The sequence below is a fragment of the Microbulbifer halophilus genome (assembly GCF_026183675.1).
Lineage (GTDB): Bacteria > Pseudomonadota > Gammaproteobacteria > Pseudomonadales > Cellvibrionaceae > Microbulbifer > Microbulbifer halophilus.
Genome location: NZ_JAPIVK010000001.1, coordinates 11,781 through 27,546, shown reverse-complemented (window position 1 = coordinate 27,546; position 15,766 = coordinate 11,781). Strand labels below are relative to the sequence as shown.

Annotated in this window: 11 protein-coding genes; 6 read left to right on the top strand and 5 right to left on the bottom strand. The window is 63.2% G+C overall.

Translation table 11 applies throughout. The features are described from left to right. Window positions 1-80: 80 nt before the first annotated feature. Window positions 81-1,841 (bottom strand): arginine--tRNA ligase, encoded by a 1,761-nt coding sequence (argS, locus tag OQE62_RS00095; RefSeq protein ID WP_265719942.1) that lies wholly within the window; start codon window positions 1,839-1,841, stop codon window positions 81-83. Window positions 1,842-1,958: 117 nt separating this feature from the next. Further along, window positions 1,959-2,408, bottom strand: coding sequence for a VOC family protein (locus OQE62_RS00090; protein ID WP_265719941.1), 450 nt, complete (start codon window positions 2,406-2,408; stop codon window positions 1,959-1,961). 149 nt (window positions 2,409-2,557) lie between these two features. Here OQE62_RS00090 and sbcB point away from each other — a divergent pair, with 149 nt between their 5' ends. From sbcB to OQE62_RS00060, 6 genes are all read left to right on the top strand, one after another. Next, complete coding sequence (sbcB, locus tag OQE62_RS00085; protein ID WP_265719940.1) at window positions 2,558-3,985, top strand: exodeoxyribonuclease I; 1,428 nt, start codon at window positions 2,558-2,560, stop codon at window positions 3,983-3,985. A 316-nt stretch (window positions 3,986-4,301) separates the two neighbouring features. Continuing rightward, complete coding sequence (locus tag OQE62_RS00080; RefSeq protein ID WP_265719939.1) at window positions 4,302-5,318, top strand: aspartate carbamoyltransferase; 1,017 nt, start codon at window positions 4,302-4,304, stop codon at window positions 5,316-5,318. A 132-nt stretch (window positions 5,319-5,450) separates the two neighbouring features. Continuing rightward, the gene (locus tag OQE62_RS00075) at window positions 5,451-6,896 is read left to right on the top strand and encodes an NfeD family protein (protein ID WP_265719938.1); all 1,446 of its coding nucleotides are present in this window, start codon (window positions 5,451-5,453) and stop codon (window positions 6,894-6,896) included. A 135-nt stretch (window positions 6,897-7,031) separates the two neighbouring features. Further along, window positions 7,032-7,793 (top strand): slipin family protein, encoded by a 762-nt coding sequence (locus OQE62_RS00070; RefSeq protein WP_265719937.1) that lies wholly within the window; start codon window positions 7,032-7,034, stop codon window positions 7,791-7,793. Window positions 7,794-8,297: 504 nt separating this feature from the next. Further along, window positions 8,298-8,783, top strand: coding sequence for an ArsR/SmtB family transcription factor (locus OQE62_RS00065; RefSeq protein WP_265719936.1), 486 nt, complete (start codon window positions 8,298-8,300; stop codon window positions 8,781-8,783). 69 nt (window positions 8,784-8,852) lie between these two features. Then, a complete protein-coding gene (locus OQE62_RS00060) occupies window positions 8,853-10,250 on the top strand; it encodes a serine hydrolase domain-containing protein (protein WP_265719935.1) in 1,398 nt (465 codons plus the stop codon). Window positions 10,251-10,317: 67 nt separating this feature from the next. Here OQE62_RS00060 and pgi read toward each other — a convergent pair whose 3' ends face one another. The 3 genes from pgi to nhaC form a co-directional block, all read right to left on the bottom strand. Beyond that, the gene (gene pgi / locus OQE62_RS00055) at window positions 10,318-11,943 is read right to left on the bottom strand and encodes a glucose-6-phosphate isomerase (protein WP_265719934.1); all 1,626 of its coding nucleotides are present in this window, start codon (window positions 11,941-11,943) and stop codon (window positions 10,318-10,320) included. A gap of 894 nt (window positions 11,944-12,837) precedes the next feature. Continuing rightward, the gene (locus OQE62_RS00050; RefSeq protein ID WP_265719933.1) at window positions 12,838-13,887 is read right to left on the bottom strand and encodes a DUF3549 family protein; all 1,050 of its coding nucleotides are present in this window, start codon (window positions 13,885-13,887) and stop codon (window positions 12,838-12,840) included. A gap of 260 nt (window positions 13,888-14,147) precedes the next feature. Then, window positions 14,148-15,617, bottom strand: a complete 1,470-nt coding sequence (gene nhaC, locus OQE62_RS00045; RefSeq protein WP_265719932.1) for a Na+/H+ antiporter NhaC — start codon at window positions 15,615-15,617, stop codon at window positions 14,148-14,150. Between the last annotated feature and the right edge of the window lie 149 nt (window positions 15,618-15,766).

The window sequence follows — 15,766 nt, the reverse complement described above, 5'->3', positions numbered from 1 at the left end:
CAACTCCGAAACTTGAGTTGCAAGTCCGGGTTGCAGGGTGCGCTGTGCGCACCATAGGCCTGGAGCTCCGCGCTCCCGGGTTACATCTTCTCCAGTACCTCGATACCCAGCAGGCCCAGGCCGGTGGCGATGGTACGTGCTACCAGATCGCACAGCTGCAAGCGACTGCTGCGCAGCTCCTCGCTGACGCCCTCCTTCAACACCGGGCAGGCCTCGTAAAAGGCCATATAGCCGCTGGCCAGGTCGTAAAGGTAGCCGCAGAGTGCGTGCGGGAAGGTGTCTTTCTCCACCTGTTCCAGGATTTCGCCAAACTGGCAGAGCCTGATCGCCAGGGCGCGCTCCTCGGCCGTGTCCAGCCGGATTTCGCCGGTGAGTTCCTCGGGCTCTGCGCCGGCGCGGCGGAAGATGCTGCGCACGCGGGTGTAGGCATACTGCAGGTAGGGGGCGGTGTTGCCCTCGAAGCTGAGCATCGCATCCCAGTTGAATACATAGTCGTTGGTGCGGGTCTTGCTCAGGTCGGCGTATTTCACCGCGCCGATACCCACCGCGCGGCCGATCTGGGCGCACTCGTCGGCGCTCAGTTCCGGGTTTTTGTCCGCCACCAGTTTCTGTGCGCGCTCGATGGCCTCGTCCAGCAGCGCCGACAGTTTTACCGTGCCGCCGCTGCGGGTTTTGAAGGGTTTGCCGTCGTCGCCCATCATGGTGCCGAAGGCGCAGTGTTCGAGGCTCACGGATTCCGACAGGAAACCGGCCTTGCGCGAGGCGGTGAAGGCCTGCTGCAGGTGCAGGGACTGTCGCGCGTCCACCACGTAGAGGATGCGGTCGGCATTCAGCTGGTTGGCGCGGTAGCGGATTGCGGCCAGGTCGGTGGTGGAGTAGAGGTAGCCGCCGCCGCGCTTCCGGATGATCATCGGGCTGGGGTTCCCCTCCTTGTCCGCCATTTCCTCCAGGAACACCACCACGGCGCCCTGGTCTTCCACGGCAATGCCGCGGTCCAGCAGCTCTTTCACCAGCACCGGCAGGTCGTCGTTGTACTCGCTCTCGCCGTAGACGTCGCCGCGCTGCAGGGTGACGTTGAGCTTGTCGTAGATCTCTTCGCTGTGGCTGATGGAGATATCGATAAACTGCTGCCAGAGTTTCAGACACTCCGGGTCGCCGCCCTGCAGTTTCACCACGTATTCGCGCGCGCGGTCGTCGAATCCCTGTTCCTCATCGAAGCGCACCTTGGCTTCGCGGTAGAAGATTTCGAGGTCGGCGAGAGCGACTCTGGCTTTTTGGTCGCTGGCGGCGCCCGCATCGTTGTTCTCCAGCTTGTCCGACAGGTGCGCCAGCAGCATGCCGAACTGGGTGCCCCAGTCGCCCATATGGTTCTGGCGGATCACCTTATGGCCCCGGAACTCCAGCAGGCGCGCCAGGGCATCGCCGATGATGGTGGAGCGCAGGTGGCCGACGTGCATCTCCTTGGCCAGGTTGGGGTGCGAGTAGTCGATCACGATGGTCTGGGGTTTCTCCACCGGGGCGATGTTCAGTCGCTCGTCTTTCTCTGCCGCAGCCAGTTGCCCGGCCAGCCAGGACCCGTTCAGGTGGATATTCATGAAGCCAGGGCCGGCGACTTCGACCTTCTCGATCATTTCGCCCCCGTCCAGTTGCTCCAGGATCTTCGCTGCCAGCTCGCGCGGGTTGGTGCCCATGCGCTTGGCCGCGCCCATGGCGCCGTTGGCCTGGTAGTCACCGAAACCGGCCTTCTTGGCCGGGGCCACGATGGGGCCGCAGTCTTCGGGAATACCGGCGGCGAGCATCGCGGCCTGGAATTTGTCGGAGAGGAGCTGGCGAATATTCATAGGAGGGACTGCTGTTGTGATCCGTGGGGAAACGCGGGATTTTAATGGGAGCGGCCGGCTTTGCAACCGGCCGCCCGGTTTTCGGCGGCTGTCGATGAACAGTCCGTGGTCGGGGAGTCAGGAGAGTTCGGCGGCGCGCTTTTGCAGTTCGTCTTCCGGGACATCCTCGATATGGGTGGCGAGGAACCAGACATGGCCGAAGGGATCCTCCAGGGTGCCCATGCGATCGCCGTAGAACTGGTCTTTCAGCGGCCGCCTGACGGTGGCCCCGGCCTCCACGGCCCGGGCGAAGACCGAGTCCACGTCCTCCACATAGAGCAGCAGGCCCACGGATGAGCTGCCCTGTGGGCTCAGCAGGCCGCCCTCGGGGTGATCGTCCGCCAGCGAGATGCGGGTGTCGCCGATCTGTATCTCCGCGTGGCCGATACTGCCGTCCGGCATCGGGAAGCGGAAGAGCTCCTCGGCCCCAAAGGCGCGCTGATAAAACTCGATCGCGCCCGCGGCGCCGTTGATGCACAGGTAGGGGGTGACGCTGTGGTAGCCGTCGGGAACGGGGTTGACTGCCATGTCGTTTTTCCTTCTGTGGGGGTGTTCGGCAATGGTCCGCCGCGACGGTGGATTTGTCCAGTTGGGTAGGCTGCGCCGTGCGCACCGTTGATCCCGGCTGAGACGCCTCGGCCCCGATGATATGATGGGCCCAGACAAAGGAGACAGGTTTGAGCGCAAATACCCTCTACTGGCACGACTACGAAACCTGGGGCACCAACCCCGCTGCCGACAAACCGTCGCAGTTCGCCGGCATCCGCACCGACGAGGACCTGAATATCGTCGGCGAGCCGCTGATGCTCTACTGCCGACCGCCGGCCGACTGCCTGCCTCAGCCGATGGCCAGCCTGGTCACCGGTATCAGTCCGCAGAAAGCACAGGCGGAAGGCGTGCCGGAAATCGAGTTTATCCGCCGGATTCTCGCCGAACTGGGCGCGCCGGGTACCTGCGGGGTCGGCTACAACAGCCTGCGCTTCGACGACGAGGTGACCCGCCACACCCTCTACCGCAACCTGCTGGATCCCTACGAGCGGGAATGGCGCTCCGGCAACAGCCGCTGGGATATCATCGACATGGTGCGCCTGACCTACGCGCTGCGCCCGCAGGGTATCCACTGGCCGGAGAAAGAGGGCGGTGCGCCTTCTTTCCGCCTGGAGGACCTGACCGCCGCCAACGGTATCGCCCACGAGGGCGCCCACGACGCCCTGTCGGATGTGCGCGCCACCATCGATGTGGCAAAGCTGGTGCGCAGCCGGCAGCCGAAACTCTACGATTACGTCTACCGCCTGAGGCGCAAGCGGGAGGCGGGCAAGCTGATCGACCTCCGCAATCGCAAACCGCTGTTGCATATTTCCGGCAAGGTGCCGGCGTCACAGGGCCACCTGACCTATGTCATGCCCCTGGCCAGCCACCCGTTCAACCGCAATGCGGTGATCGCGATCAACCTGGCGATGGACCCGCAGTCGGTACTCGACCTGGACGCCGATGCCCTGCGCGAGCGCCTCTACACCGCCCGCGACCAACTGGGGGAGGGCGAGCTGCCGGCGGGGCTGAAGCTGATCCACCTGAACAAGTGCCCGGTGCTGGTGCCGGCCAATATGCTCGACGACCAGCGCGCGGCCGAGCTGGGCATCGACAAGGCCGCCTGCGAGGCCAACTGGCAGCGGCTGCAGCCGCTGGACCTGACCGACAAGCTGCACCGGGTTTACCTGGACAACGCATTCCCGCCCCGGGACGTGGAGGCGAGCCTCTACGACGGCTTCCTCAACGACGCCGACCGGGATCTCTGCCGCGGGCTGCACCGGACACTGGCCGAGCGCGGCCCGAAGGCGTTGGCCGGCGAGGTGCCCTTTGCCGATAAACGCCTGCCGGAACTGCTGTTCCGCCTGCGCGCCCGCAATTTCCCCGAGACCCTGTCCGCCGACGAACAGCAGCGCTGGCAGGAGTGGCGCTATTGCCGCCTGACCGATCCGTCTGCCGGTGCCAGTATTACCCTGGAGCCGTATTTCGAACAGATCGCCGAGTTGCGCGAGGAATATCCGGACAAGGTGGCGCTGCTCGATCAGTTGGAGGCCTGGGGCGACAGTCTGTTGGCCTGACGTCGGGGCCTCGATGGGCAGCCCTCTCCCGGTGGGAGAGGGAACTGGATCCGGGCTCCGTACGAGCTCTATGGATTAATCTGTCCCCTGCGTTTCTTACATAGCTCCCCTCTCCCACCGGGACAAATTTGCCGGGAGCAAATTTGGACGCCGAAGGCGTCCGCGCAGCGGGTGAGCGCCATGGACGGCGCGAATCAGTGGGGCCGGGGGAGAGGGCGCGCGGTGGCCCCACCACGCTGTCCTCCCCGTCACCACCCGAGTAGAATACGCCCCCGGTAAAGACACGCGCCCACAAGGCGCACTCAACGGAGCAGCAATGGACTTTATCGGAGCCAATATCCTTTCCGTCAGCCAGTTCGAGCGCGGCGATATCGAGCGTATCTTCGATGTGGCGGACACCATGACCCCCTACGCGCGGCGGGAAAAAGTCACCCGCGTGCTGGAGGGGGCCATCCTCGGCAATATGTTTCTCGAACCCAGCACCCGCACGCGGCTGAGCTTCGGTTCCGCCTTCGACCTGCTGGGCGGCACCGTGCGCGAGACAGTGGGCATCACCGCCAGCGCCATGGCCAAGGGAGAATCCCTGTACGACACGGCGCGGGTCCTGTCCGGCTACAGCGACGTCATCTGTATGCGCCACCCGCAGGCCGGCTCCGTGGCCGAATTCGCCGCCGCCAGCCGGGTGCCGGTGGTCAACGGCGGAGACGGTGCCAACGAACACCCCACCCAGGCGTTGCTGGACCTCTACACCATCCGCAGGGAGCTGGAGGCACATGGTCGCGCCCTGGACGATTTCCGCATCGCCATGATCGGCGACCTGAGATACGGCCGCACCGTGCACTCGCTGTGCAAGCTCCTGTGCCTCTTCGAACGGGTGCAGATAGTGCTGGTGTCACCGCCGGAGCTGGCGATGCCCGAGGCCGTGACAGAGCAGCTGCGCGAGGCGGGCCACCGGGTGAGTGTCTCCGACAAGCTGGAGCAGTCGATCTCGGATGTGGATATCGTCTACTCCACCCGCATCCAGGAGGAGCGCTTCGCCTCCCAGGAGGAGGCCAATCTCTACCGCGGTCGCTTCCGCCTGAACCGCGAGATCTTCACCCGCCACGCCCAGCCCAACACGGTGATCATGCACCCGCTGCCGCGGGACTCCCGCGCCGAGGCCAACGAGCTGGACACCGACCTGAACGAACACCCCAGTCTCGCCATCTTTCGCCAGACCGATAACGGCCTGCTGGTGCGCATGGCCCTGTTCGCGCTGTTGCTGGGAGTGGAGCGCAAGGTGGATCAGTACTCCCACGAGGTGCGCTGGTACAGCCGCCGCAATCCGGTGTAGCCGGGAGCTCCAGCTCGGCTTGCGGGCTGCAGGCCCGCTGCCGATCACCATGCCCGGTCCCATTCTTGCGCCCCCTGCGGTATTTTCTGTTAGTCTCCAGTAACTGCCATTTCCGCTTCCAGGACTGGAGCCATGCTGAACCGGATTTCAGATGAGGTACGCCCGAGCCGCTGGCGACTTGCGGCGGCCCTGCTGTTGGCCGCGCTGTTTTCCCTGGCGTTTGCCCAGCCGGCCCAGCGGCCCCATGTGGCCGAGTTTTCCATCGAGGGGCCCATCGGTCCCGCTACCACCGACTACTTGGTGCGCGCCATGGAAGAGGCTCAGGGAGATGGTGCGGAGCTGTTCCTGATCCGGATGGACACCCCCGGCGGCCTGGATGCCGCCACCCGCGATATCATCAAGCATATCCTCGCTTCCGATATCCCCGTCACCACCTATGTAAACCCCGCCGGTGCCCGCGCCGCCAGCGCCGGCACCTACATCCTCTACGCCAGCCAGATCGCCGCCATGACGCCGTCTACCACCCTGGGTGCCGCCACGCCGGTGCAGATGGGCGGCGTGCCGGGGCAGCAGCCACCCGGCGAGCAACCGCAGCAGGGGGGCGGTGAATCGGAGGAAAAGCCCGCAGAGGGGAAAGAGAAAGAAAGCGGGGAAGAGAAGGACGACGCGTCGAAACCGGGCACCGCCATGGAACGCAAGGTCACCAACGACGCCGTGGCCTTTATCCGCGGCCTTGCCAACCGCCACGGCCGCAATGCCGACTGGGCGGAAAAAGCGGTGCGCGAGGCGGCCACGCTGACCGCCGGCGAGGCGCTGGAACAGAATGTGATCGATATCGTCGCCGACAACCGCGAGGACCTGCTGGAGCAGGTCGCCGGCCGCGAAGTGGTGCTGGATACCGGCGAGGCGACCGTCGATGAGCGCATCGCCGAACTGCCGGTACAGACCTACGAACCGGACTGGCGCAACGAGATCCTCGCCCTGATCACCAATCCGCAGATCGCCTATATCCTGTTGCTGATCGGTATCTATGGGCTCATCTTCGAAGGGTACAACCCCGGCGCCATGGTGCCCGGCATTGTCGGTGTCATCTGCCTGTTGCTGGCTTTCTACGCGCTGCAGGTGCTGCCGATCAACTACGCCGGCCTGGCGCTGATCATAGTGGGCGCCCTGTTGATAGTGGCGGAACTGTTTATGCCCAGTTTCGGCGCCCTGGGGATCGGCGGTGTCATCGCGCTGGTGATCGGCTCGGTGATGCTGATCGACACCGATGTGCCCGGTATGCAGGTATCCCGCGGATTGATCGGTGCCATCGCCGGTGTCAGCGGTCTGGCGGTACTGGGTATTCTGCTGGCCGTGGGCAAGAGCGTGCGCCAGCCGCGGATACCGGCTGACCAGGCACTGGTGGGCCGCAGCGCGACCGTCAGCGAGATACAGGGCGATGTAGTACTGGTGCACGTGGGCGGCGAAATCTGGCGCGCCACCTGCGATGTGTCGGTGGCGCCGGGCGACCGGGTAACAGTGACGGAACAGCACGGCCTGCGCCTGAAGGTTGAGCCTTCCAGTGACTCCGGGTAGCAGGCGTAGATTGGCCTGAGTTAACTCCAACAACCAGTGGGTGATGCCGGAGCGGGCTCTGCCCGCGATTTTGCCTGCAGCCGGGCTCCCACAGTCGCCTGTGGAAGATGAGAACAACTAGAAAGGGAGAACCTTATGTTCAGCTACTTTATGGGATTGCTGCTCGCGGCACTGGTGCTGCTGGTCATGTACGCGATTCGCATCCTGCGCGAATACGAGCGCGCAGTGGTGTTTTTCCTCGGTCGCTTCCAGTCGGTCAAGGGACCGGGTCTGATCATCATCATTCCGGTGATCCAGACCATGGAGCGGGTGGACCTGCGCACCGTGGTGATGGATGTGCCCACCCAGGATGTGATCAGCCAGGATAACGTATCGGTCAAGGTCAATGCCGTCGTCTATTTCCGGGTCATCGATCCGCAGTCGGCGATCATCAATGTGGAAAACTACCACGAGGCAGTCAGCCAGCTTTCCCAGACCACGTTGCGTTCGGTGCTGGGCAAGCACGAGCTGGACGAAATGCTGTCGGAGCGCGACAAGCTCAATGTCGATATCCAGAAAATACTCGACGAACAGACCGACGCCTGGGGCGTAAAGGTCACTAACGTCGAGATCAAGCATGTGGACCTGGACGAGAGCATGATCCGCGCCATCGCCAAACAGGCGGAGGCGGAGCGCTCCCGGCGCGCCAAGGTGATCCACGCCGACGGCGAGGCCCAGGCGGCGAAGAAGCTCACCGAGGCCGCCAACGAGTTGTCGCAGAATTCCAACGCCATCACCCTGCGCTATATGCAGACACTGATCGATATCGCCGGCGAGAAGAATTCCACCATCGTCTTCCCGCTGCCGATGGACCTGATCCAGCCGATAATGGAAAAAATGGCGTCAGGTAAATCCTGACGGTTCAGTGGCGGTGCCGGGGTGTGTCTGACCTGTGCCACTCCAACAGGCCACTGCCGGCACAGCCCGATCCGTCTGTTCTCTGGCCTGGCAGGTTGTTGTGTTGAAAGACAGCCTGCCTGACGCGGCTTGAAAACGGCTTTGACGATCGTTTTCAACGCGGCCCTGAGGGCCGTGGCGAAGTGATCAGTTGCCGGATTTTGCGTACAGCCCACTAGCGGTCCATGCGGTAAATTCAGTAACACTATCTCTTCGCCACAGGCCCCAGTGCTGCGTTGAAAAAGCTTGAATTAGCGCTGCTAGTCCTGCGCTTTTTCGCCTTGCCCTGGAACCTGTGGCTGTGAGCTAGAGTCACCGAATTTACCGCATGAACCACTAGCTTCCTCTCCCCACTTCATTTCCCCGATAGATGCCATATGGCCGGCAGGCCTCTTGACACCTATAAAAATACGAAATAACGTACAAAGTATGGATGAAAAATCAATTTGGTTGGAATTACAGGCTTTGCAGCACCGGGTAGCGTTGCTTGAGGCCGGTGGTAACAGGTCGGAAGGAGAGGATGGCCTGTCAGCGGACGGGGGCGATCCCCGCTTCTGGCTGTTGGCAGCGCTGCGGAAACGGGTGGAGACACCGGGTGCAGTCGCCTTCGGCGGCACCGTGGACCTGCCCGATGGCAGGCACTACGAGTGGCAGTGGGGGGAGGCTGTCGAACAGCGCCTGGCGGCGGACTGGAGCGAAGCGGCGGCGCCACTGGAAGCACTGGGCCATCCGGTGCGCCTGGCGATATTGCACAGTGTGCTGGAGGGGCATTCGGATATCGCCTCCCTGGCTGCCCTGCCGCAACTCGGCACCCGCGGCCAGTTGTACCACCACCTCAAGGTGCTTGAGAGCGGTGGCTGGATTCAGCCACAGCGGCGCGGCGTCTACGGTGTGCCCGGCGAACGCGTGGTGCCGCTGCTGACCATTCTGGCTGCCGCCACCGGGGGCTGATTTTCAATTCATTTCGTTGCGAGGACGGATACTATGCGTCGAATACCGGGATTTCTGTTTGGATTGTTGTTGGCTTTGCTCCCTCTGTTCGGTGCGGCCGAACCTCGGGAGAATCCGGAGGCCCTGCTGCGCGAGCATGTGCAAGAGCTTGCTCCGGGGACATCGATGGTGACGATGGTGATAGATCTGGAGGCCGATGGACCGCAGCGGCAATTGTACCGCTACGCGGATACGGGCGAGCCCCTGCCCGAGGGTGACAGCCTGTTTGAAATAGGCTCGGTCACCAAGATATTCACCTCCCTGCTGCTGGCGGATATGGTGGGACGGGGGGAGGTGACCCTGGATACGACGGTGGGAGAAATAGTGCCGACGCGGCAATTGCCGGAACCGGTCAGCTCCATCACCCTGCTGGAACTCTCGCAGCACACTTCCGGCCTGCCGCGCCTGCCTTCCGACCCTGCATCGTTACTGCATATTATCCTCCACAGGACTAATCCCTATTCCGGTCTGCATCGGGAGGATTTGTACGGAGCTCTGGAGTCGGTGAAGATCAGTGGCCGCGGCGATTTTGCCTACTCCAATCTGGGAGTGGCGTTGCTGGGCCAATTGCTCGCCGAGCGGGCCGGGGAGGACTACTGGCCCCTGCTGCAGGAAAGGGTACTGTTGCCGCGGGGCCTCACGGATATCCATCTCGACGATGAATCCGTTGAGGAGCGCCTGCTCCATGGGCATCGGCGGAACGGGTTGGACACCTCCTTATGGGAAATGGGCGCCTATGCACCGGCGGGCGATCTGTCCGCCTCTGTCGAGAGCCTCGCCAGGTTGCTGGAGCTGCAGATGACGGAGTCCTGCCCGCTGTGGAAGTTCTGTATCGACGGTGATGAAAAAAACAGTGTGCCTTTGGCGTGGATGGTGGATGACTGGCAGGGAGAAACACTTGTCTGGCATAACGGTGGCACCGGGGGATTCCGCAGCTTTGTCGGTTTTGTGCCCGAACAGAAGCGGGGCGTAGTGGTGTTGTCCAATAGAGCCGTGCGCGTCGGTTACCTGGCGGAACAACTGTTGGGGAACAGTACGGAGCTCGTGCCGCGACCGGAACCCAGATACTTGCTGATACTGTGCAGTATTTCCCTCGTGTTCCTGGTTCCGTTCAGTCTCGGCGTGTACTGGTGGAATCTCCGCAGCCCGGGGAGAAAGGCGTTGCTCTGGTGTCGGCTGTTCTTGGCCGGAGGTTGGCGTTGGCGCAGGCGGGAGGCCGGTCGCTGGGAATACCTGGCCTGGTTGGGCGCTGTTGTGCCGCTCTATGCGCTGTTGGCTTTTTTCGGGGCTTGGGAGGCGATCCCTGTTGAGGCCTTATGGGCATCCGCATCCATGTCCGCTGTGCTGATTGTTGCGCTGTTAATACGACCGGAAGCCCCGCACCGCGGAACCGGCGAGGGCGGCGAAGAGGCGGTCGCCGCCCGTTAACCGACGGACAGTCGGCGCGGTTCCGTTTTTTCTGAATGGAGCCGCGACAGTGGCGGCATTGGTACCTTTACCGCAGCAGGCGCCGGCACAGTTCGCGGGTCGAACCATCCCAGTCTTCGGGGATCTTGTCACCGATGGTGTCGTGCACCTGCGCCCCCAGCAGCTTGCCCAGTTCCACGCCCCACTGGTCGAAGGGGTTGATACCCAGCAGGCAGCCGTGTACGAACACCTTGTGTTCGTACAGCGCCAGCAGGGCACCCAGGTGGCCGGGGTCCAGTTTTTCCAGGATCAGCGTATTGCTGGGCCTGTTGCCCGGCACGGCCTTGTGCGGCGCCAACGCGTGGGCCTCGCGGTGGGTGTAGCCCTGCTGTTCCAGTTCCTCGTGCGCCTCGTGCAGGCTCTTGCCGCGCAGCAGCGCCTGGCTCTGGCTGATACAGCAAGCCAATAGCCATTCGTGCTGCTCTTCCAGTTCCGAAGTGGGCTCCCTGATGGCGATAAAGTCCGCCGGAATCGTATCCGTGCCCTGGTGCAGCAACTGGTGAAACGAGTGCTGGCCGTTGCTGCCCTCGGTCCCCCAGATGACGGCGCCGCTGGGGTAGTGCAGGGACTGGCCCTCGCGGTCCACGCCCTTGCCCAGGCTCTCCATATCGAGCTGCTGCAGCCAGGCGGGAAACTTGGCCAGGCGCTGGGCGTAGGGCAGGGTTACCTGGCTGCCGGCGTCCCAGCACTGGCGGTACCAGAACTGGATCAGCGCCTGCAGCACCGGCAGGTTTTCCGCCAGTGGTGCGGCGGCGAAGTGACGGTCCATGCGGTTGGCTCCGGCCAGCAGTTCCTCGAAGGTATCGAAGCCGCAGGCCAGGGCGATGGGCAGGCCGATGGCGGACCAGAGAGAATAGCGCCCGCCGACCCAGTTCCACATCGGGAAAATGTTTTCCGCGGCAATACCGAAATCCTGTGCGGCGACGATATTGCTGCTTACGGCCACGAAGTGTTTCTCCAGTTCGCCCTCGGCGCAGCCGGCATCCAGTATCCACCGGCGCGCGGACAGCGCATTCTGGCGGGTCTCCAGGGTCGAGAAGGATTTGGAGGCGACGATAAACAGGGTGTTTTCCGCCGGCAGTTGCGACAGGGTATCGCTCAGGTCGGCACCGTCGATATTGGCCACAAAGTGCACCGACAATCCCTCCACATGCCAGGGATGCAGAGCCTCGACTACCATGCGCGGTCCCAGGTCGGAGCCACCAATACCGATATTGACGATATGTTTTATCCGCTGGCCGGAGAAACCGCGCCATTCGCCGCTGTGCACCTTGTCGGTAAAGCGACGCATCTGCGCGCGGCAATCAGCTACTGCACGCTCGTGTTCCGTTTCCGGTTTGCCCTGGAAACGCAGGGCCGTGTGCAGGGCGGGGCGGTGTTCGGTGTTGTTGATATTGGTACCGGCGAACAGGGCCGCGATCTGCTGTGGCAGTTCGATCTGTTCCGCATGCTCCAGCAGCAGGGCCAGGGTGTCCTCGCGCAGGTGGTTCTTGCTGTAGTCCAGGTAGATGCCCGCGGCCTCCGCGCTGAATACTTGTGCCCTGTCCGGCGCGGTGGCGAAGAGATCGCGCAGCGACCACTTGTGCTGTTCGCGATGGGACTGCAGTTGGGCGATGGCGGCGGAGCGGCTGAGTGCCGGAGAGGCTGTTGTCATGGCGTTGTGAATTATTGCTATTGCGAAACGGGTTTCGCTGCAGGGCGGTGTGTGCAGCGGTCGGGGCCGCCAATGCTATCGGGAAAGGTCTTTTCTGGCCAGGGTTTCGGTGCAGACCAGCACCTGCTGCGGGGCGATATCGAGAGGGTAGGTGGGGCGTGGAGAGCTGTTGCGGACGGTCGCAGAGCGCGGAAAGCAAATGCCGCTTCGAAAAGCGGCATTGCCAACCTTGCCTGACAGCGGTGTTACTTGACCACTTTCATGCAGCGCGTATTGTCGGAAGCCATCCAGCAATCCGCGTCTGCGGGGCAGGCCATTGAGAGCGGAATCTGCTCAGAGCCCGGAGGGCAGGAAGCCGGCTGAGGTGGCGCTGCACAGCAACCTGCCAGAACCAGTGCACTGATAATTCCGAGTAAGTACTTGGCTGGAGTGAAATTCATCCCCTAACTCCTTTCCGTTGATGTTAGCCATTAGCATAGCCAATAAAACGTCACCTGTTTGGTCTGCTTTGTAAAAAGATTTTCTACAAAGATACCGCCCAATGGAGTGTAATAGGCACAGGGTTTAAATAGCCGCCAAGGGGTAATTCTGGATAATTTTTGTGCCAGTTTGTCGCTCCAAAATACCTATATTTAAAGAATTTTCCGCCAAATTCGCCGGTAGTCCATTGCAGGACGTCTGGGAGATTTTTCCGGGAAAAGATAAGAATATTCTTCAGTGCCGGCTTTTGTGGTTTTGCGTGTCAGATTTTTTTGCGAGCGGGTATCCGCTTCGCCACCGGGCTATTTGCGGAAAAATTTTTGGGAAGGGTAGCTGTTCCCGGCTGTATGGAAATGTGGAGCGCGCCCTTTTTCGGGGCGCGCTCGCCGCTTCAACCGGTGGCGGCGGAATCTGTCAGTGGGCGGGGTCCGGGCCGTGCAGGAAAATACCGAAAGCCCTTGCCAGCGCCTCGGGGCGCGAGGGGTCGCGCAGGGCCGCGAGCAGGGAGGCGCGCGCCGGCGGCAGGTACATCAGGTCGGCCAGGAGTAGATTGAAGGTCTCCTGCCGCTGGTGTTCCGACAGCGCCGCCAGCCAGGGTGCGGCGATTTCGCCGTGTTCCAGGTCCTGCGGGCAGCGGCTGCCGATGGCTGTAATCACTTCCGTGTTGGCGCTGGCCGCCGCTGTGCTGCTCAGCAGATCGAGCAGAAAGTCCCGCCGCAATCCGGCCGCCGGTGAGTTTGACATTCCCCGTACCGCAGCGGCGACAAGCGTGTAGTCTGCCGGATCTTCAGCGAGGGCGGCACGGGCGCGACGGATGATTTTTTCCACCAACTGGTGGTCGATGGCCTCGTTTTCCAAGCACTGGCAGAGACCGGCGAAGACCGGTGGCGCCAGCTCCCCGAGCCGCCTCAGCAACAGGTTTTTCTCCGGTTCCCAGCGCGCCGCCAGATCCGCGATGCCTTGGATGCCGAGCTGCTCCCAGCGGTGCGATTGCGGTTCGCGGCAATAGGCGAGTGTCGCCTCGTAGTGGGCGCTGGGCGGGCGTTTCAGCAGCAGCGCGGCGCGGGCGTGGAAGCTGGCCCGACGCTCCGGCGCCGGTGAAAACTGCAGGCCGCTCTCCTCCAGTGCCGCGTGCAACTGCGAGGCGGATTCCGACGGACCAGATTTATCCAGCTTCTGCAACAACAGGCGCAGCAGGCCGTCGCGCGCCGGCAGTTGCAGTTTGCCCCGCTCGTCCAGCGGCAGACGCAGGAACCAGACCACCGGTTCGCCGCCCTCTTCGGGCCACAGCAGCAGACCGGTCCAGGCGTGTTGCAGGTAGGGGTGGGGCCAGGGAATCTGCCCGGCCTCGAAGGCTTCCGCGGTCGCTTGGGAGACCGGCTGCAGGCGCCGGCCCAAGTCGAACCAGCGCAGTTTGAATTGCGCCTCTTTAATCAGGGCGCTCAGGGTGTTGTTTTCACTCATAGCTTATGTGGTTTCGTAAAGACAGCCGGAGCGGGATGCGCCTTTCCGGGACTGTGACTCGGGCCATCCCTGGTCCTCGCCCTTCGGGCGCCTTCGGCGTCCAAAACGGCGGTCCTGCCGTTTTGTCTGCGAGAGGGATCTCGCAGACAAGTCTACAGGGACGTATACACGGCGGGGGCGCCTAGCCGTGTCCCAGAAAGGGGCACCCCGCTCCGGCTTGTGCTGTCCCAAGGTGGGGTGCCTTTGTACCCACGCTCTCCTCAACGCGCCGCGGCGGCAGCCGAAGCCAGCGGCATCTGCTTGAAATGGAACCAGCCGTAGGCGATTGCCAGCAGCGGGCAGATCAGGTTGAACAGGGCGAAGGGCGCGTAGCTGAAGGTGGCGATGCCCAGCGTCGCGCTCATGTAGGCGCCGCAGGTATTCCACGGAATCAGCACCGAGGTGATGGTGCCGGAGTCCTCGAGGGTGCGCGACAGGTTGAGGCCGTGCAGGCCCTTGTCGGCGAAGGCCTCGCGGAGCATGCGTCCGGGGATGATGATCGCCATGTACTGGTCGCCGGCGGCGGCGTTCATGCCGAAGCAGGTGAACACGGTGGAGGTAATCAGGCCGCCGGCAGTCTTCACCCGGGATATGGTCCAGTCGACGATTTCCTGCAGGAAGCCGGCGCGCTCCATGGCGCCGCCGAAGGCCATGGCGGAAATGATCAGCCAGATGGTGTTGAGCATGCTGCTCATGCCGCCCTTGGACAGCAGCGCGGCCACATTCTCGTTGCTGGAGGTGGATTCGTAGCCGTCGAACAGGCTGTACCAGGCGCCTTTGACGGCGGCCAGAAAGCCGTCGCCGCCGCCCAGGCGGCGCGCGGTTTCCGGCTCGAAGACGAGGGCGATCAGGCAGCCCACCAGCGCGCCGATGATCAGCGTCGGGTAGGCGGGAATCTTGCGCCAGGCCATGAACAGCAGCAGTGCCAGCGGCAGCAGGCTGACGATGGAGATATTGAATTCCTCCTGCAGCGCGCCCAGCAGTAGCTGGATATCCTCTGCCGAGGCGTTGCCGGTGTCCGCCGTGAGGCCGATGATCGAGAAGACCACCAGCGCGATGACGAACGCCGGGACGGTGGTCCACAGCATATGGCGGATATGCAGGAAGAGATCGTTGGAGGTCACCGCCGCGGCCACGTTGGTGGTGTCGGACAGCGGCGACATCTTGTCGCCGAAGTAGGCACCGGAGATCACCGCACCGGCGGTGATGGCCGGGGACAGGTCCAAGGCGCCGGCGATACCCATCAGCGCCACACCCAGGGTGCCGGCGGTGGTCCAGCTGGAACCGATGCTGAGACCGACAATCGCACAGATGATGCAGCTGGCGGCGTAGAACCACTGCGGCGACAGTATCTGCACGCCGTAGTAGATCATGGACGGCACGGTGCCGGCCAGAATCCAGCTACCGATCAGCGCGCCCACTGCCAGCAGGATCAGGATGGCGCCGAATACCAGCCCGATGCCGTGCAACATGCCGCCTTCCATATCGTTCCAGCTGTGGCCGTTCTTCATGCCCATCAGTGCGGCCACGCCGGCGCATAGCAGCAGGGCGATCTGGTTGGGACCGTAGGAGGAATCGGCGCCGTAGAAATACACGGAGAGTGACAGGAGGCCGATCAGGATGCCCAGGGGCACCAGGGCGTCCGCGAGGCTCGGCTTATGGGGTTTGGCGGGGGAACTGTTCTGGCTCAAGGTGCACTCCGGATCTACTGCATGCCCGGCGGCAGGGCCGGGCTCGTTATCGTTGTTGTCTCGTCAGGCGGGGTATTCTCCCGGCAGAGGCCGGGGAAGTCCAATTCGGGGGGAAGGGGTGACTGGCGGCCCACGGGTCACTCGCCACC